The organism is Photobacterium sp. 270122K (genome assembly GCF_059941365.1).
In genome coordinates this window covers 115,304-132,437 of record NZ_JBPOEN010000003.1, presented here as the reverse complement: position 1 = coordinate 132,437, position 17,134 = coordinate 115,304, and the positions used below count along the sequence as shown (strand labels likewise).

Genomic DNA, 17,134 nt, shown 5'->3' with positions numbered 1-17,134 from the left:
TGGATTACGCGTCAGCGGTCACTTTAAAGGTGCCCTTTTTTGCCGCATGGGCCCGCCAGCCAATCAACATCACGGTAGAAATTGCCGCGCCAATCAACGCTGCGCCCAACCAGATACCGGCTGCCATGAAGCTACCAATGCCTGCATCGTGCAGAAGGAACATAGAGAAGATCCCCGCCCCAGGTGTAGACAGGCCAATACCCGCTGCACCCACGATGGCACCTGTCACGACAGAGCCTGCCAAGAACGAGCCGATAACGCGGATAGGATCTTCAATCGCCATTGGGATGGCACCTTCGGTGATACCCGCTAAGCCCAATAGCCACGTGGATTTACCGGTTTCAATTTCAAAGTCTTTAAACAAACGTGGTGCCAACATGGTGGATGCCGTTACTGTGAAGGCCGATACCATTTTGACTGAGCCGAAAATCGCATACGGACCGTACACACCGTTTGCCATCGCGCCCAAACAGAACGCATACGCAGCCTTGTTCACCGGGCCACCCAAGTCAAATGACACGAACAGACCGATGATGGCGCCCAATAGCAAGGCGTTAGAGCCTGACAAGCCGTTTAGCCAATCCGTCAAACCTTGGTTCAGCATCGCCACTGGCTTACCAATGACAAACAGCATCAAGCTGCCCACCACCAAGGTGCCAATCACCGGGTAGAGGTAGAACGTCAAAAAGCCGTTAAATGCAGGGCTAAGGCGCACGTTCTCTTTCACCCAGCGCATCACGTAACCGGCAATCAAACCGCCCACGACACCGCCAAGGAAACCCGAACCAATCATGTTCGCCGCTAAGCCCGCTGCAAAACCTGGCCCTAACGCCGGTTTATCAGCCAAGGAGTACGCGGTGTAAGCCGCCAGTACCGGTACCATCAAGGTACCCAGCAAGCCGCCACCCAGTTTGCGGTACATGTTCAGCCATGAACCGTCTTGTGCGTACAAGTCTTGCAAATCAAAAATTTGTGCCAACAATACCGCCACAGCCAGTACCGTACCGCCTGCCACAATCAATGGCACCGCAAACGAAATACCGCTCAACAAGGCTTGTTTCAGCTCTGTTTTTAGTGGCATTTTTTTCGGTTTGTCTTCCGTGGCTACGGCGGCTTCACTTCTGCCGCGTTTTGACGCTTCCATTGCATCATTCAAAATACGCTCTGCATGACGAATTGGCTCGGCGACAGGGGTTTCAACACGAGGAATGCCGTTGAAGCGTTCGATTTCTTTAATCGCCACTTCTGCTGCAAATACCACTGCCACTGCATTATTGAGTTGATCCGCCGTTAAACGGCCTTCAATCCCGTTTGCGCCTTGCTTTTCCACATGGACATTAATACCCATTTTCTTACCGGCTTTTTCCAGGTATTCCGCCGCCATATAGGTATGCGCGATCCCCGCCGGACACGCCGTCACACAGACAATCGTCGGTGCATCGGCTAAATTTGTATTACCATTGTCTGGTTTAGCTTCTGACTCCGCATTGCCATCCAGCAGCGCCATCAGCTCCTCTGGTGTTTGTGCATTCAGTACCGCTTCACGCACATCATCGTCCACCAGCGTGGTTGTCAGTTCGGTCAGCAAATGCATGTGGGTGGAACCCGCTTCTGCATTCGGAATGGCGATCAAAAAGACCAGATTGACGTCTTCGTCTTCATCAATCCCTTTCCACTTCAAGTCTTGCTTTAATGTCGCCACGGCAAAACCGGCCTCTTTCACCGCATCCGTTTTACCGTGTGGGACTGCCAGGCCTTCACCTAATGCGGTTGGGCCTTGCTCCTCGCGGGCAAACACGGCGTCTAGGTAGGCTTGCTTATCGTGCAATTTGCCTTGCTGGTCGAGCTTCTCCGCCAGCGCATGGATTGCTGCTTCACGACTGTCAAACGTCGTGTTGATAGCAATCAACGACTTGTGGGTAAGGGTCGTCAGTTTCATCGTCATCCTCTGTACCGTCATCCTGATGGGCGTGGGTCGCCCTTAGTTGTATTAATACAAATATAATACGTATCTAGCATGAGGACTTCTGTGACCTTTTTCACGATTTCTTACAGATAGGTATTATTGTTGTATTATCTTGTTGCCTCGGTTGTATATGACAACTTTGAATTAAGGCGATAAATCGGTAAAATGTTTACCAAATAATGAGTAATTACTAGATAACGACACGCTTGCGCGCAAGATCCTGCGCCGCTTAAGGAGAGAAACATGGCACGCCTGCCTATGTATCGTCAGATCGCAGAAGCCATCAAAGCCAAGATCCAGTCCGGTGAATACTTGCCGGGTGAGGCGCTACCGACCGAAGCACAATTACGCGAAGCGCATTCGGTCAGTCGTGTGACGGTTCGCCAAGCCTTAAAACTGTTGATTGAACAAAACGTACTGGAAAGCATTCAAGGTAGCGGGACCTATGTAAAGGACAACAAGGTCAACTACGACATGTATCAGTACAGCAGTTTTGAAGAAAAACTCAGCCACCTGAATGTCAAAACGCACAGCGACATTTTGGCCTTTGAGATCACCGCGCCTTCGCAAGCCATTTCCGAAGCGTTAGAAATTGCCCCTAATGAGCGTATTTTTTACGTCAAGCGCGTGCGTTTTATTGATGACAACCCCGTCACGCTGGAAGAAACCTGGCTACCCTTGTCCTTGTTCCCGGATCTCAGCTACGAGGTCATGCAGGGCTCAAAATATGAGTACATTGAAGGCACCAAGAAGATGGTGATCGACCGCAGTGAGCAGGAAATCATACCGGTCTTGCCGCCGGAAGAAGTGGTGAAGCAATTGGGAATTCCCGCCGAGCAACCGATCATCGAGAAAATCACCAAAGGTTACTTGGCTGATGGCACGGTGTTTGAGTACAGCCGTAACTACTTTAAATCGTCAGACTACAAATTTACTTTGGTGGCCAAACGTAATCGCCACTACTAAATACGTTCCTGATGTAAGCACCGTGAATACACCGAGTACATAAAGACACCTTGTACATAAAAACACCTATACACGCCTCGTGTTATGCCGTAATGAGAGCTTGTGATGACAGAATTTGAAAAGATGATGAATGGTATGATTTTCGATGGTGAAGACGCCGAAATTCAAGCCGTTCGTGCAAACGCTTACCCGCTAAAAGTCGCGATTAACCAACACCCCGGCGATGCGCCACGTGAACTGGCAGAGCAGCTTCTCGGCTCGTTTGGTGAAGACAGCCATATCCTGCCGCCGTTCCTGTGTGAGTTCGGAAAAACCATCCACATTGGTGCCCATACCTTCATTAATATGGGTGCGACCATGCTGGATAACGCCGAGATCCGTATTGGTGATCACGTGTTAATTGGCCCTAACGTACAATTTTACACGCCAACCCATTCACTGGATTACCAAAGCCGTGAACGTTGGGAAACCTTCTGTAAGCCGATTGTGGTGGAAAACAATGTGTGGATTGGTGGCCATGTGGTGATTTGCCAAGGCGTGACGGTTGGCGCGCGCTCTGTGGTTGCCGCAAACAGCACAGTCACACGAGATGTGCCGCCCGATACACTGGTTGCAGGTTCACCGGCTAAGGTGATCCGCCAACTTACCCATGAAGATCGCGAACACGCAGCCAAGCCATAAACCGTATTGAGCGCTTCGTGTCTCCCTGATCGTGATCGCTCAGACAACTTGATGAAAATTGCTGCGTATTCCCCAGGGTTTCACGGTAATTTTCATCACCTCTACACCTTTCATTGCCAATCTTTCCTATAGTTATACTACAGCGCTCATATAGGAGAGGCACATTATGGCAACGGGTTTGTTTCTGTTTCAACACGATCTTCGCCTGCACGATAACACCGCATTAATGCTGGCCGCCTCTGAGATGGATCACCTGATTTGTGTCTATTGCCTGCCTTGTGAACGCGCGAACAGTTACCCCTACCGCATTCAAACGTACGGCCAACCTCGCATGCAATTCCTCCTGCAATCTTTGCAGGCTTTAAGCGAGCAACTGGCTACGCGAGACCAATATCTGCATGTACTGCTAGAGCATCCACTCAATATTTTGCCTACCCTGATCACCCAGCATAATATTGCCGCCATCTATTGCAGTGAACATCCCGGTGTGTATGAGCAACGTGTTTGGCAAACACTGCAAGGACGCTATCCCTATTTACCCTTCAAACAAGTGGCGACACACACCCTGTTTGACCGCACAGAACTGCCGTTTAACGTGGCAGATCTGCCAGCGACGTTTTCACAATTTCGTAAGCAGGTTGAGCACTTGCCAATCAATCACGCTACGGAGCCATTAAACAAACTACCGCCACGCCCGCACCACAGTCATCAGTTTGATGTGCTGACGCCCATTTTACATTCGGCCACAGATTCCCCTTTCAAGGGGGGAGAATCCGCTGGGTTAACCCACCTTGACGATTATTTTTCGTCTACCCATCCCAGCCATTACAAGGAAACCCGCAATGCGCTGGACGGTTGGTCAGCCTCCACCAAATTCTCACCTTGGCTGGCCGTCGGGTGCGTTTCGCCACGGTTAATTTTGGATCGGCTTGATGTCTACGAGCAGGAGGTTGAGAGCAATGCCTCGACAGGATGGATCAAGTTCGAATTGTTATGGCGAGAATATTTCCAGTGGTATGCCCACCAGCACGGTACCAAACTGTTCGCATTTGGCGGGATAAAGAAAAAGAGCCCTATCACCGCCTTTTATCCCGAGCGTTTTCGTCGTTGGTGCGAAGGAAACACCCCTTATCCGCTCGTGAATGCCCTGATGAATGAACTCAAAGCAACAGGCTACATGTCCAACCGAGGCCGACAAATCGTCGCCAGCTGTCTGGTGAATGAACTCAGTGTCGATTGGCGTTATGGGGCAGGCTATTTTGAGCAACACTTGCTGGATTACGATACCGCATCAAACTGGGGCAATTGGCAATACTTAGCTGGTGTCGGTGCTGATCCGGTTCCGCAGCGTCATTTTGATCTGCAAAAACAAACAGAGCAGTTCGACCCAAATGGGGACTTCATTCGTAAGTGGGGCGGGAATAACCATGATGGTAATTTAGATTCCGTGGATGCAGCAGACTGGCCCATTTGGTAACCCGATGCAACTGTAATGGCTTCATACCACAATAAATGAAGCCATTATTCATATCTAAGTACATACAAATACGCACTGAAAAAGCCGAGATCAATAATACCCAGATTTTAAGGGTGGATAAAAGAACAACACGATAATGAATTTTCAATTTTCAACGCTCATTAAGGAGCCCGCAATGAAGTGCAGCAAGCACATTGAAGCGCACGAATAAAACGTCACTTTATTCAGAAACTGTTTTATTTCTCTATTTATCACTGTCGCATCTGCAAAACAACAATGACGATTCACCGTAGAAAATGATGCATTGCTTCAGCTATTCACAAAATAATAGATCACAAATGCTTTACTATTATTATTCGGCCTTATATACCGCTGGCATGATCCGCCATATATTGCCGAGGGGTAAACCCCACCTGCCGCTTAAACACTTTACAGAAATAACTGACATCCGAAAAACCGACCTCTTCGGCAATGTCACTCAACCGGTGCGAAGAATGGCGTAATCGCCAACGTGCGTGATCCATCCGCATGGTCAGCCAATACTGACTGGCCGTGATCGCAAATTCCGTCATAAACAGCCGATCGAGCTGGCGTCGGCAGACACCTAATTCGGCGGCAAGCTGATCCGTCGTTTGTTTTTGATTCAGGTAATGGTGCATCAGCACAATCGCTCGCTGCACATGCCGACTGCTGTCTGCACGCGCCGTCATCACATCATCAAACGATTGAATCGCGTGCTGTGGCGGGCGCACAGTATCCACCAGCATGTCCGCCAAACCTTTTACCGCTTTATTGTAGCCACAATGCCGAGACACTAACGCGACAGCCAGTTCAATCGCGGCCGCGCCCCCGACACAACTTATCCGCTTGCCATCAATACAAAATAGCTGCTCCGGCTGTACAGTCACACCAGGGAAAGCGTGTTCAAACTCCGGCACATGCCGCCAATGCACCGCCACCTTACGTTGTTCCAATAAACCGATCGCCGCAAACAAAAACGTCGCATTATCGACACTGACTAACGTCAAGCCCTTTGCCGCCGCTCGGCGTAAAAATGCTTTATACGTAGGCGCTTGTGTTATACACGCTTGCGCACTGCGGCCACCAAACACCACCACGTAGTCATAGTGTTCCAAGGTGGTGTCATCCAACCCTGTCGGCACGTCAATGGTCACGCCACTGCTGGAAAGCAACGCTCCCGCTTTCTCACCCGCGATAGTCCACTGGCAATATTTTTGCTGGCTATGATCTTCTTCATCGGCAGAGAAACGTAATTTATCGAGAAACCCACCAAACGGCAGCAAATTAAACTGTGGCATCGGTAGCAACAGAAAACGCACATCCGGCTGAACGCTGGGTTTTGATGTTAGCGCAGAGGCCTGCGTAAAAGGAGAAGTCGAGGAAAAAGGCATAATAGGCAATCACAGCACTGACAGGGAATGTCCAAATTTTACCAGACTTAGTCTAAATCACCTCTCAAAATTGTCGTCTGTGCGCTCTATACTCCCTGCCAATTCAATTTCCTCTTTTTAATTAAGGCTTCTTCAATGTCTCTTGAAGCTTGGTTTCTTTACCTTTTTGCGGTGACTGGCTTAGCATGTGCACCGGGACCCAATGGCATGCTGGCACTCAGCCATGGGGTGATGTATGGACGCAAGAAAGTGCTAGCCACCATTTGTGGCGGTGTCTCTGGATTTATCTTGGTGATTGCTTTGTCGATGTTTGGCATCGGCTCACTGATGATGGCCTCGTCCCATGTATTAACCGTGTTCAAATGGCTCGGTGGCGCATACCTGATTTACTTAGGGATTCAACTTTGGCGCTCACCGGCGATTCAGTTAAATCAAGACACCCGTGTTGACGATAAAGGCAACGTGGCGCGTTACCGCCAAGGCTTACTGGCCGCGATTTCCAATCCCAAAGTACTGCTGTTCTTTGGGGCTTTCCTGCCACAGTTCATGAATACCGAGCAGCCATTATGGCTACAGTTCGTGATTCTGGCTGGCACGTTTGCCGTGGTGGAATTCTGTGTCGAGTTCATGGTGGCGTGCATCGCACACCAACTGCGCCCTTGGCTAGAGAAAAGTGGCCAACGTTTTAACCGTGGTTGTGGCACTGTCTTCGCGCTACTCGGTGCAAGCCTGCCGTTAAGTCAGTGATCGGTTAATCAGTCATAAAGACTGACGCCATATCACGTTTACCCTCTTTGTGCGGGTCCGCAATACGGAACTGACGGAAATGGAACCTGCGGGTCCGCACATCACTCCCCTCTATTTGTTCCAATATCATGAAGCGTGATTAAAACATCAGCATCAAAGCGCGATCTCTCCCCCAATCTGATGATCTCACACGTGCCGTGTCTCATCAGACATACCTGCAGACCAGACGAAACCCGATATACTTATACCCATCTTAATTTTTGAACCCCATCCCCGTCTCAAATACGCATTAAGGAAGATATCACTAGCAACGGCAGCTAGTCGTAGATTGAGTACTATGCAAAGACGTGATAACTAGGTGTAATATGTCTCAGTCTCTCATTGTCAAATACACGTTCTCGGCCCTGTTCACCACCCTGCTCTTTGGCTGTAGCAGCACACCCGATGAACCGCGGCGTGCTGGGGATTACAGCATGCTCGACTCCACCCAAAGCTTCATCGACCTCAACGACACCCGCCGTAATGGGGCGATTGTCGATAAAGGCACGTTTTACCCCAAAGATACTTACGCCTTTGCTTACCGGTATTGCTCAACGGGGGAAGACAGCGCCCAGCGCGACATCGCGGAATACCACACGTTGGCCAAACGGGTGTGTGATGCCAACAACGGTAGCTTAATTCACCAAAAAACGGCCACTTGGTGTGTGGCTAATCCCAACACGGTCAATGAAATGCCGTTGTTCTCAGCGCGGATTTCCAGCACGGATTTATGGGCCGATTTGTGTTTAGACGGCCCCTTTGTCACCCTGCGATTGAATGAAAATGCCTATACGCTCGATGGCGAATGGCGAGAGGCGGCACAAATTCTGGGCTATCAACCGTATGCCGCACACCGACAATTAGTCCCAAACGCAACCGTTGATACGCCGCTGCATAACACCCCACAGCCAACGGCCGCGCCGAAACCGTGGAGCAATGAAAGCCAATATATTTACTCCAACATTGGCACAACAGTGTGTTATTACGACCAGAACAAAACCAGTCCGATGGGGCACACCTACCGCGGACAGGTTTACAGTGTAAAAGAAGGATTAGTCAAAGTGCTGACCCGAGAGAAGATCAAAGGGGACATTCGCACCGCCCCCGTCTGGGAGCAAATCAGTTGGCACGACAAAGCCTTTATTACGGCACCAGCCAGTGCATGGTTTGTCTGCGAAAGCTAAATAGCAGACATAAAAAAGCTAGCGACACCAGCGCTAGCTTTTTTGATCATCCTATGCTGACCCCAATACAGTTATGAGGCGCGGGCAAATACCGCATTATTCGCCGGCAATGGGTACACCTTATGAATAGACAACGTACTCACCGATTTACGCTTGTTATTAAGCATAATGTGGCAACCTTCCATCACAAGGCCAAAGGCCATCGCAAAATAGACATAACCCTTGTTGACATGAATCGCAAAGCCTTCTGCCATTAACAGACCACCCAACAGCACAAGGAACAACAGCGCCAGTGTTTTTAGGCCCGGATAACGGATAACCGCATCATTGATTTTCTCTGCACACAACACCATCACCACGGCAGACGCCAAAATCGCCGCGACCATTATTGGCACTTCATCGGTCAAACCCACCGCCGTGATCACCGAGTCCATTGAGAAGACCGCATCTACCGCGACAATCTGCAACAGTACCAAGGCAATGCCGGTGCGCACTTTGCTCGCGTGGGCTTCTTCATTATGGGTTAACCACAGCCACAGTTCTTTCAGGCTTTTCGCCAACAAGAAGCCGCCACCCGCAATCATGATCAAATCACGGCCGGTAAAGCTGTAATTCATCACACTCAGCAACGGTTGCGTCAGTGACATCACCCAACTGATCGAGAAGACAAGGACAATACGTGCCATCACCGCCAAACCGATACCCAAATTACGGGCCAGTTTACGCTGATGCGCAGGCAAACGTTCACAAAGTACAGAGATGAACACGATGTTATCAACACCTAACACAATTTCTAGGGCAAACAACGTGGCAAAGATAACCCAGGTTTCGGGCTGCATGAAAAGGTCAATCATGATGTGTGCTCCATAAACATAGAGCAAGAAGACGTGAAGCAAGAAGCGCAGACAAATGTCATTCGACTAAAGGGGTCGTCCATTTAACGTTAAAACCTCATATAACTTAGGAGACATGAGTAAATCACCCCCGCTGTTTTCCAGCAATCAGCAGAATGTAAGTAAATGTAACAGGCTGGAATTATGTAAAAATATGAACAAATCACCTGCTGTACATGTATTTCACACCTTCCAGTTATGCACTATCTATTCATTTTTTGTATTGATTTGTATTTTTCCCATTTCGGGGCATCACATCCAGACAAAAAATGACTTTGTTCATTACATCACCACCCCGAAACACCATGAAATATGTATGAGTGAATATTTCATTTTATAAAATATCATGAATAGTGAATTTACAAATAAGGCAAAACACGTGCTAGAAAAATGATTCTAGTCATTTAATTTCGTTTCACCGCCCATTACATTCCCTCTTAGAATAGGTCTGTCGAAAAGTGTCATTTAATGACTTTTTAATCGACCTCTTTGTGAGCATAAATAATCAAAAATATAAATATTCATTCATTATGGGAACCATATGAAGAGCTGGATTAACGAAGCAATCTTGTCGCCAATGAAGCGCCGAACCTTCATGAAATGGGGTGCGGCAGTGGGCGGTACTACCGCTGCCGTTGGCATGGGACTACCTCTAAAAGCTGCAGCGGCAGAGACAGTTGCTACCCAAGACGGTGAGATCAAAACCGTTTGGTCTGCATGTATGGTTAACTGTGGTAGCCGTTGTGCACTGCGTGTACACACTAAAGACGGTGTGATCACGCAAATCGAAACCGACAACCGTGGTGATGACAACGGCGAATTTGGTACGCACCAGATCCGTGCGTGTCTGCGTGGCCGTTCTATCAAGCACCGCGTATACAACCCTGACCGCCTGAAATACCCAATGAAGCGTGTGGGCGAACGTGGCGAAGGCCGCTTCGAGCGCATCAGCTGGGACGAAGCGATGGATCTGATGGCGGACAAGCTAAAGTACACCATCAAAGAATACGGTAACGACTCTATTTTCATTACTTACGGTTCAGGTACCCAAGGCTACCGTACCGATGGTAAAGACTGCTTCAAGCGTCTGTTCAACATGATGGGCGGCTTCCTGGATTACTACGGTAACTACAGCTGGGGCCAGATCATGTTTGCCCTGCCGTTCACGTACGGCGACAAAAAAGCAGCGGCTTACGGTTCTTACACCACTGAAATCGAAAACGCTGAATTGTTGGTGATGTTCGGTTACAACCCGGCTGAAACTCGTATGAGTGGCGGTGGTGAAATCCACGAGCACATTAACGCACAGCGTAAAAACAACGTACGTACCATCATCATCGATCCACGTTACACCGACACTATGTTGGGTAAAGAAGATGAGTGGCTACCGATCCGTCCGGGTACCGATGCGGCACTGGTAGAAGGTATCGCGTACGTACTGATCACTGAAAACTTGGTGGATCAGGCCTTCTTGGACAAATACTGCCAAGGCTATGACGAAAAAACCCTTCCTGCTAGCGCACCAAAGAATGGTCACTACAAGGCACACATTCTAGGTCAAGGCCCTGATGGTATCGCGAAAACCCCTGAGTGGGCGGCGGATATCACCGGTATCCCTGCGAAGAAAATTCAGCAACTTGCACGTGAAATTGGTACGGCTAAACCGTGTTTCATCACTCAAGGTACGGGTATCCAGCGTCAGGCAAACGGCGAGCAGGCTTCGCGTGCCATCGTTATGCTACCTATCCTGACCGGTAACATCGGTCTGCCAGGTACCAACACCGGCGACATGCCAGCGAACTACGGCTACCCAGCACCGCGTATCCCTGTGGGTACTAACCCTGTTCAGGTAAAAGTGCCGTTCTTCAAATGGAGTGATGCAATTTGGCGTCACGAAGAGATGACGAACAAAACGGACGGTATTCAGGGTGACGAGCGTATGCGTACGCCAATCAAGTTCATCCTTGCTTACTCAGGTAACGTACTGATGAACCAGCACGCGGATCTGAACCGTCAGGCTGAAATCATCAAAGATGAGTCACTGGCTGAGTTCATCGTGGTGTGTGATAACCACATGACCGCATCTGCCCGTTACGCTGACCTGCTACTGCCAGATGTCACCACTATCGAAAACAACGAAGTGAGCTCTGACGGTTACTCTTCAGGTTCTATGGCGGGTCTGTGGCCGCTGGTACGTGCTATCGAGCCATTGTACGAAACACGCAGCGCGTACCAAATGTGTGCGGAGCTGTCTAAACGCTTTGATCTGTACGAAGAGTACACCGAAGGCCGTAACCGCGATCAGTGGCTGGAATACTTGTATGCCGAGCGCATGAAGCAAGATCCAAACATTCCTTCGCTGGACGATCTGCGTAAAAACGGTCCTTACACCGTGGTCGCGCCAAAAGAAGGCCGTATCGCGCTGGAAGATTTCCGTAACGATCCTGAAGCGAACCCAGTGGGCACCCCGTCTGGCCGTATCGAGATCTACTCGACCAAGCTAGAAACTATTGCCAAAGAGTGGGATATCAAAGACGGTGATGTGATCACACCGCTGCCACAGTACGTGACCACATGGGAAAGCCACTTGGATCCAAAGACTGAGCAGTTCCCGTTACAACTATTTGGTTACCACACCAAAGGCCGTACTCACTCAACGTACCACAACATTCCGTGGCTACGTGAAGTGGTATTCGACGGTATTTGGATGAACCCGATGGATGCGGCAAAACGCAACCTGAAGAGCGGCGATTTCGTGAAAGTCTTCAATGACCGTGGTGAGATCCGTGTTGCAATCAAAGTCACTCCGCGCATCATGCCGGGCGTAACAGCACTGGGCCAAGGTGCTTGGTATAGCCCAGATAAGAAAGGCGTAGACCAAGGCGGTTGTATCAACTCGCTAACGTCACAACGTGCAACCCCGTTATCGAAAGGTAACGCACAGCACACCATTCTTGTTGAAGTTGCTAAAGCGTAAGGAAAATAACAAATGACTCAATACGGTTTCCACGTTGATACCAGCAAGTGTACTGGTTGCAAAACGTGTCAGGTGTCTTGTAAAGACAAAAGCGATCTCCCTGTTGGCGTAAACTGGCGTCGTGTGTACGAATACGCAGGCGGTGACTGGGTACAGCACGAAGACGGCACCTTCTCGAATGACGTTTTCGCGTACTACATGTCTATCAGCTGTAACCACTGCAGCAACCCGGCGTGTACCAAAGCGTGTCCAACCGGTGCGATGCACAAGCGTGAAGAAGACGGCCTTGTGGTCGTGAACGAAGACGTGTGTGTGGGTTGTCGCTACTGTGAAATGGCGTGTCCTTACGGCGCACCGCAGTACAACCCTGAGAAAAAACACATGACCAAGTGTGACGGCTGTTACGAGCGTATCGGCACCGGTCAAGATCCTGTGTGTGTGGAATCATGTCCACTGCGTGCGATTGATTTCGGTCCAATCGAAGAACTACGTGCAAAATTTGGTGACCGTGCAGATATCGCACCCTTGCCTGATCCACGTTTAACCAGCCCTAACCTTATTATCAGCACTTGTTCTAACAGCAAGCTGACTGGCGATAAGAAAGGATCGATCCAGAACCCAACGGAGGTGGGTGCATGAGCCAGTTATCATTAGTCTTCTTTACCGTACTGGCACAAAGTGCTGTCGGTATGTTCATCGCACTTGGCCTGATTGAGCTGTTCTTCAAGCCAAACAACAAAGCGATGACGCGCAGCTTCATGGCGGTATTTGTACTGCTAGGTGTGGGTGCTATCGCATCGGTTACACACCTGGGTCAGCCGTTCCGTATGTTCAACGTGATGTTTGGTCTGGCACACGGCAGTGCGCTAAGCCTTGAAATCGTTGGCCTGAGCCTGTTCGGCGGCGCGGCTGTGGCGTACACCGGTATGCGTTTGCTGGACATCATGCCAGCCATTCGCAAAGTGCTGCTGCCTGTGTCTATGGCACTGGGTATTGTCTTCATCATGGCAATCGCGAACGTGTACACACTGGTCACTGTACCAACGTGGAACACACCATTCACCGCGTTCCAGTTCCTGATGACTGCTGGTGTGGTTGGTCCAATCGCAGCTGCTATCATGCTACGTGCACAGTCCACCAGCATGGGTGATGTGGCCGCTAACGCCGATCGCGCACTGGCAATGGGTGCGGCGATTTTCGGCACCGCAACCCTAATGGGTTACGCAGCATACTTGGTATGGCTGGGCCAGTTGAACATTCAACTTAACCCATTTGACGTAGTAGATTACTCGTTCCGCCTAGCGATGATGCGTGTAGGTCTGCTGATGTTGGGTCTGTTGGTATGGCTGGTTGGCGCAATGAAAGGCTGTAACAAAGCCATGCACGTGGCAATTGCGAGCTTTGTGCTGGTACTGGTTTCAGAGTTCATGGGCCGCGCGTTCTTCTACGATGTGTACATCAGCGCAAGCGCAGGCATGTAATCATCACTCGTACGGATAAGTACGCGGTTATTTATCCGTACCTGCAGGAAGGCTAAGTGATTAGCCTTCCTTTTTCGCATTACGAATTTCGAGTTTTTTATGACAGAGCAACAATTTCACACCCTAGCCGGTTTATCGCTAGTGAGCCGTTTCTTCTATCAGGCGTTTCACCAAGCCCCTAGCGCGGATTTCATCGACCCAATTTACCAAGAGTCGTTAATTGCGCAGTGGCCGTTGGATGTGGATAACGATTCTCTGGCACAAGGCTTAGCCCTACTGAGCACGCAACCAGACATGGCAGCGATTAAGCAAGACTTTGCCGACCTGTTCATCGGCCCTAATGCACTTAAAGCGGCACCGTGGGCATCCGTGTACCTGACGGAAGAACAAACCTTGTTTGGCGCGCCAACCGCGGCCATTAAACAATTCTATCTACAGTTTGGTGTGGAAATTGATACTGGCGAACACGAGCCAGACGATCACATCGGCCTGATTTTCTGCTTTATTGCACATTTATGTGAAATGGCGCTGCAACAAGACATTGCTGACGACCAGCCCTCTCCGCTATTGTGTGCCCTAGAGAAGTTTTTGAGTGAACACGTATTACCGTGGGCACCGCGCATGCTGCACATCATGCGTGATGAAGCGACGACGGATTTTTACAAAGGCATGAGTCTTGCCGCAGAAGGCACCCTGCGCCAGTTGGCGCAACTGACCAAAGCCGATTACCGTATCGTACGTTTGTACCGATAGCGCACACAGGCAGTACAATGCTTTATTGAAAGGATGTGCTGCCTTCTCCTACTACCGAGCACGCGGAAAAGTACACCATGACGGAAAAAAGCGAAAAGTATTACCAAGCCGTAATGGAGCACAAGCAGATCAGCCGCCGAGGATTATTCCGAGGGTTGCTGTCTGGCGCCAAGAAAACTCAACAGCAAGCGGTCGTTGAACCCTTCACTCGTTTGGTGGCACGCCCACCGACAGCGGTGGATGAAACCTTGCTAGCCAAACTGTGTGACGGTTGTGGTGCGTGTGAAAAAGCCTGCCCGCAACATGTGATCAGCATGATCAATGGCAAACCGGAACTGCATCTCGACTGTAACTTCTGCACCGACTGCGGGGAATGCCAACGCGCTTGCCCGACCTTGGCACTGAGTAACACCTGTCACTCAACGGGCATGATCCCAGTCTTCAGCGGGTCTTGCCGTCGCATGCTCTACGGCTACTGCGACATGTGCGCCGCGGACTGCCCGCAACAGGCGATTGATCTTAATGAAAAACGCCCAGAAGTGATCAAAGACAAATGCAACGGCTGCGGCCAATGCCGAACCGCCTGCCCGATGGGCGCGATCAGTTTTACGCTATCGCCCATCACGCCGAAGGTTCAGGAAGCGCCTGCAGAGTAAGATACAAAAAGGCAGCCCACTACTCATTGGCTGCCTTAAAAAATCACGTTTTCTAATGAACTGCTTTAACGATAAACGTTATGCAAGCCCACCGATAGACATATAAATGAAAAAATGCTCTCGCAAAATAGCATCCTCTCGGTAAGATTTACGACTTTCTATCTCGACATTCATCGTATCGACAGAAACTTTCCCGATAACTCAGCCTTACAGCTCCAAGCTGATTGGAAAAAGTCAGTATCAATATCAGCATTATATTTTTTCTGAATACGGCTAATGAACGAAGCAATACGCCGTTCAACACGTACTGGATCTAATTTTGTAGAAGAATAGTCGATGATATAGTTATTCATCGTGCAGTACTTATTTTCGATGATGAGTTGGTCACCATCATCAAAGATAAAGTAATTTCTTGTAATCAGTTCTTCACTATCGGAATCTATTCCTTGCCAAACATATGAAGCAATATGGCCTTCTACAGCAGGCATCGTCGCGACTTTATCGCATGTTTCCGCTTCATTTGATAACGTCTGAAAGGGCATAGCCAAAACAAACAGGCCAAACAACAAACGTTTTTTCATCCATGAACACCTATATCAAATACTGAAACAACAACGCCCTATTCCGACCACGTTGCAACTTCGGTCAATAAAGGCATCCCTTCAGGACTAAGTACTTGCAATGTGCCAGAGCGACATAATTCATACTTCACCCCATCGGCATCAAACCGGTAGCCCTTCAATACACACGGTGCTTTACCATCCATACATTGTGTATAGAGAGCGCTTCCTGCATAAGTTTTACCTTCATTTTCACCCGTGACTTTTAGCGTAAATTGCACATCATCACAGGTGACATCACCATTCATGCAACTATCTATAATTTCTATCACAAAGTTATCTGAGACGACCGTGGTGGCAAACGCCAAGGGGGACAGTCCTAACAACCATCCCATTGCTATCCATTTCATTACACTCATGCGATCCTTTCATGCCCAGTTAGCGGTTTAACACCGAATGACCTTTCACATCCTGATAGATCTGCATCGACAGGTTGTAGTTATACTGGCGGGCAATTTTCTGCGAATAGAACAACTGCGGCAGTTCATACAGCGAGATCGCAATCAAGATCACCACGGCGTAGATAAAACCCATCACCAAGGCAATAATAGCGATGATCAGCAGCGTAAACTCTACGGCAAAAATCAAATATTTACGCAGATAGAGGTGGTGAAAACCGCCAAGAAACAGCCAATTGAGCGCCGCGTACGTATCAGGATCTTTCAGCTGCTTCGTTTGTTCGATAAAAAAACGTTTTCTCTGCTCAGGCGCTAGGTCAGCAACCAAAGTGCGCAGTTGCTCTTCTTTGGCTTCTAATGCTTCCATTGACTCAGATCGTGACATTACGGCACCTCATCTTGAATTTTTTCGACTAAATCAGGTTGGTTACAGCGCCGGATCCGTGCCAGCCCCAATTGCCATCCTTTGATTGCCCCGTATTTGATGATGCATTGCTTGGTGTATTCTGAACACGAAGGCTCAAAATTGCACTCAATATTAAAGAGGACTTTTGATCCGCCCTTACCTTGGTAATAGCGGATCAATTTTAGCGATGTGGCCTTAAACAAGATTAACGGCCTAGCGTGATGATCACCGCTTCACGCTGCCAAAACAGCATGTAACGCTTGCTTTCAACGGTCTGAAACGCCAACTGCCAACCATCTTGCGCGTACTTGTTCAACTCTGCTTCCATTTTTTGGATAGGCAAACCGCTCGCCCCAAACAACAAGGTACCACAGCCGCCTTCCACAATGTGAACTACTTTATATTCTGAAAAATTTGCCATTCTGACGCTCTCTTATAAACACAAAATCAAATAAAACCCATACAAAACAGCGCACTC

18 protein-coding genes are annotated in these 17,134 nt (G+C 49.2%); 10 read left to right on the top strand and 8 right to left on the bottom strand.

All coding sequences use genetic code 11. The features are described 5' to 3' along the window. Positions 1-4: 4 nt before the first annotated feature. A complete protein-coding gene (gene mngA, locus ACSF8W_RS06675; protein ID WP_500846131.1) occupies positions 5-1,939 on the bottom strand; it encodes a PTS 2-O-a-mannosyl-D-glycerate transporter subunit IIABC in 1,935 nt (644 codons plus the stop codon). Between the two features lie 270 nt (positions 1,940-2,209). Between mngA and ACSF8W_RS06670 the strand changes: the two genes are divergently transcribed. The 3 genes from ACSF8W_RS06670 to ACSF8W_RS06660 all read left to right on the top strand — a co-directional run bounded on the left by ACSF8W_RS06670 (position 2,210) and on the right by ACSF8W_RS06660 (position 5,090). Then, positions 2,210-2,932 (top strand): GntR family transcriptional regulator, encoded by a 723-nt coding sequence (locus ACSF8W_RS06670; protein WP_500846129.1) that lies wholly within the window; start codon positions 2,210-2,212, stop codon positions 2,930-2,932. 105 nt (positions 2,933-3,037) lie between these two features. After that, positions 3,038-3,613 (top strand): sugar O-acetyltransferase, encoded by a 576-nt coding sequence (locus ACSF8W_RS06665; protein ID WP_500846128.1) that lies wholly within the window; start codon positions 3,038-3,040, stop codon positions 3,611-3,613. Positions 3,614-3,779: 166 nt separating this feature from the next. Continuing rightward, positions 3,780-5,090 (top strand): DASH family cryptochrome, encoded by a 1,311-nt coding sequence (locus ACSF8W_RS06660; protein WP_500846127.1) that lies wholly within the window; start codon positions 3,780-3,782, stop codon positions 5,088-5,090. Between the two features lie 362 nt (positions 5,091-5,452). Here the strand turns inward: ACSF8W_RS06660 and ACSF8W_RS06655 are convergent, their stop codons facing one another. Next, complete coding sequence (locus ACSF8W_RS06655; protein WP_500846125.1) at positions 5,453-6,502, bottom strand: GlxA family transcriptional regulator; 1,050 nt, start codon at positions 6,500-6,502, stop codon at positions 5,453-5,455. 135 nt (positions 6,503-6,637) lie between these two features. Here ACSF8W_RS06655 and ACSF8W_RS06650 point away from each other — a divergent pair, with 135 nt between their 5' ends. Both ACSF8W_RS06650 and ACSF8W_RS06645 read left to right on the top strand, forming a co-directional pair. Then, entirely contained in the window at positions 6,638-7,249 is a 612-nt protein-coding gene (locus tag ACSF8W_RS06650) for a LysE family translocator (RefSeq protein WP_500846123.1), read from the top strand. A 365-nt stretch (positions 7,250-7,614) separates the two neighbouring features. After that, positions 7,615-8,472: a hypothetical protein gene (locus ACSF8W_RS06645; RefSeq protein WP_500846121.1), complete on the top strand. Its 858-nt coding sequence runs from the start codon at positions 7,615-7,617 to the stop codon at positions 8,470-8,472. Positions 8,473-8,543: 71 nt separating this feature from the next. Here the strand turns inward: ACSF8W_RS06645 and ACSF8W_RS06640 are convergent, their stop codons facing one another. Then, positions 8,544-9,326 carry a TerC family protein gene (locus tag ACSF8W_RS06640; protein WP_500846119.1) on the bottom strand — a complete coding sequence of 261 codons (783 nt, stop codon included), beginning with the start codon at positions 9,324-9,326 and terminating at the stop codon, positions 8,544-8,546. Positions 9,327-9,906: 580 nt separating this feature from the next. Here ACSF8W_RS06640 and ACSF8W_RS06635 point away from each other — a divergent pair. The 5 genes from ACSF8W_RS06635 to ACSF8W_RS06615 all read left to right on the top strand — a co-directional run bounded on the left by ACSF8W_RS06635 (position 9,907) and on the right by ACSF8W_RS06615 (position 15,232). Further along, the gene (locus ACSF8W_RS06635) at positions 9,907-12,342 is read left to right on the top strand and encodes a DMSO/selenate family reductase complex A subunit (RefSeq protein ID WP_500846117.1); all 2,436 of its coding nucleotides are present in this window, start codon (positions 9,907-9,909) and stop codon (positions 12,340-12,342) included. A 12-nt stretch (positions 12,343-12,354) separates the two neighbouring features. Continuing rightward, positions 12,355-12,981 (top strand): DMSO/selenate family reductase complex B subunit, encoded by a 627-nt coding sequence (locus tag ACSF8W_RS06630; protein ID WP_500846116.1) that lies wholly within the window; start codon positions 12,355-12,357, stop codon positions 12,979-12,981. After that, complete coding sequence (locus ACSF8W_RS06625; RefSeq protein ID WP_500846114.1) at positions 12,978-13,823, top strand: dimethyl sulfoxide reductase anchor subunit family protein; 846 nt, start codon at positions 12,978-12,980, stop codon at positions 13,821-13,823. Before ACSF8W_RS06630 ends, ACSF8W_RS06625 begins: the two co-directional genes overlap by 4 nt. Before the next feature lie 99 nt (positions 13,824-13,922). Continuing rightward, complete coding sequence (locus tag ACSF8W_RS06620; protein WP_500846113.1) at positions 13,923-14,576, top strand: TorD/DmsD family molecular chaperone; 654 nt, start codon at positions 13,923-13,925, stop codon at positions 14,574-14,576. Between the two features lie 77 nt (positions 14,577-14,653). Further along, on the top strand, positions 14,654-15,232 hold the full coding sequence (locus ACSF8W_RS06615) for a 4Fe-4S binding protein (protein ID WP_500846111.1): 579 nt from the start codon (positions 14,654-14,656) through the stop codon (positions 15,230-15,232). A 170-nt stretch (positions 15,233-15,402) separates the two neighbouring features. On the opposite strand, the gene ACSF8W_RS06610 is transcribed toward ACSF8W_RS06615, so the two are convergent. The 5 genes from ACSF8W_RS06610 to ACSF8W_RS06590 are packed head-to-tail and all read right to left on the bottom strand — an operon-like array spanning position 15,403 to position 17,077. Beyond that, positions 15,403-15,813: a hypothetical protein gene (locus ACSF8W_RS06610; protein WP_500846110.1), complete on the bottom strand. Its 411-nt coding sequence runs from the start codon at positions 15,811-15,813 to the stop codon at positions 15,403-15,405. A 38-nt stretch (positions 15,814-15,851) separates the two neighbouring features. Beyond that, the gene (locus tag ACSF8W_RS06605) at positions 15,852-16,211 is read right to left on the bottom strand and encodes a hypothetical protein (RefSeq protein ID WP_500846108.1); all 360 of its coding nucleotides are present in this window, start codon (positions 16,209-16,211) and stop codon (positions 15,852-15,854) included. A gap of 19 nt (positions 16,212-16,230) precedes the next feature. Continuing rightward, complete coding sequence (locus ACSF8W_RS06600) at positions 16,231-16,635, bottom strand: TM2 domain-containing protein (protein ID WP_500846106.1); 405 nt, start codon at positions 16,633-16,635, stop codon at positions 16,231-16,233. Then, positions 16,635-16,859, bottom strand: a complete 225-nt coding sequence (gene yidD, locus ACSF8W_RS06595; RefSeq protein WP_500846105.1) for a membrane protein insertion efficiency factor YidD — start codon at positions 16,857-16,859, stop codon at positions 16,635-16,637. Before yidD ends, ACSF8W_RS06600 begins: the two co-directional genes overlap by 1 nt. Positions 16,860-16,861: 2 nt before the next feature. Beyond that, a complete protein-coding gene (locus ACSF8W_RS06590) occupies positions 16,862-17,077 on the bottom strand; it encodes a DUF4177 domain-containing protein (protein ID WP_500846103.1) in 216 nt (71 codons plus the stop codon). Positions 17,078-17,134 lie beyond the last annotated feature (57 nt).

Excerpts from the sequence above, each read along its gene's own strand:
- mngA (WP_500846131.1), bottom strand. The coding sequence starts at position 1,939 with ATGAAACTGACGACCCTTACCCACAAGTCGTTGATTGCTATCAACACG.
- ACSF8W_RS06670 (WP_500846129.1), top strand. The coding sequence starts at position 2,210 with ATGGCACGCCTGCCTATGTATCGTCAGATCGCAGAAGCCATCAAAGCC.
- ACSF8W_RS06665 (WP_500846128.1), top strand. The coding sequence starts at position 3,038 with ATGACAGAATTTGAAAAGATGATGAATGGTATGATTTTCGATGGTGAA.
- ACSF8W_RS06660 (WP_500846127.1), top strand. The coding sequence starts at position 3,780 with ATGGCAACGGGTTTGTTTCTGTTTCAACACGATCTTCGCCTGCACGAT.
- ACSF8W_RS06655 (WP_500846125.1), bottom strand. The coding sequence starts at position 6,502 with ATGCCTTTTTCCTCGACTTCTCCTTTTACGCAGGCCTCTGCGCTAACA.
- ACSF8W_RS06650 (WP_500846123.1), top strand. The coding sequence starts at position 6,638 with ATGTCTCTTGAAGCTTGGTTTCTTTACCTTTTTGCGGTGACTGGCTTA.
- ACSF8W_RS06645 (WP_500846121.1), top strand. The coding sequence starts at position 7,615 with ATGTCTCAGTCTCTCATTGTCAAATACACGTTCTCGGCCCTGTTCACC.
- ACSF8W_RS06640 (WP_500846119.1), bottom strand. The coding sequence starts at position 9,326 with ATGATTGACCTTTTCATGCAGCCCGAAACCTGGGTTATCTTTGCCACG.
- ACSF8W_RS06635 (WP_500846117.1), top strand. The coding sequence starts at position 9,907 with ATGAAGAGCTGGATTAACGAAGCAATCTTGTCGCCAATGAAGCGCCGA.
- ACSF8W_RS06630 (WP_500846116.1), top strand. The coding sequence starts at position 12,355 with ATGACTCAATACGGTTTCCACGTTGATACCAGCAAGTGTACTGGTTGC.
- ACSF8W_RS06625 (WP_500846114.1), top strand. The coding sequence starts at position 12,978 with ATGAGCCAGTTATCATTAGTCTTCTTTACCGTACTGGCACAAAGTGCT.
- ACSF8W_RS06620 (WP_500846113.1), top strand. The coding sequence starts at position 13,923 with ATGACAGAGCAACAATTTCACACCCTAGCCGGTTTATCGCTAGTGAGC.
- ACSF8W_RS06615 (WP_500846111.1), top strand. The coding sequence starts at position 14,654 with ATGACGGAAAAAAGCGAAAAGTATTACCAAGCCGTAATGGAGCACAAG.
- ACSF8W_RS06610 (WP_500846110.1), bottom strand. The coding sequence starts at position 15,813 with ATGAAAAAACGTTTGTTGTTTGGCCTGTTTGTTTTGGCTATGCCCTTT.
- ACSF8W_RS06605 (WP_500846108.1), bottom strand. The coding sequence starts at position 16,211 with ATGAGTGTAATGAAATGGATAGCAATGGGATGGTTGTTAGGACTGTCC.
- ACSF8W_RS06600 (WP_500846106.1), bottom strand. The coding sequence starts at position 16,635 with ATGTCACGATCTGAGTCAATGGAAGCATTAGAAGCCAAAGAAGAGCAA.
- ACSF8W_RS06590 (WP_500846103.1), bottom strand. The coding sequence starts at position 17,077 with ATGGCAAATTTTTCAGAATATAAAGTAGTTCACATTGTGGAAGGCGGC.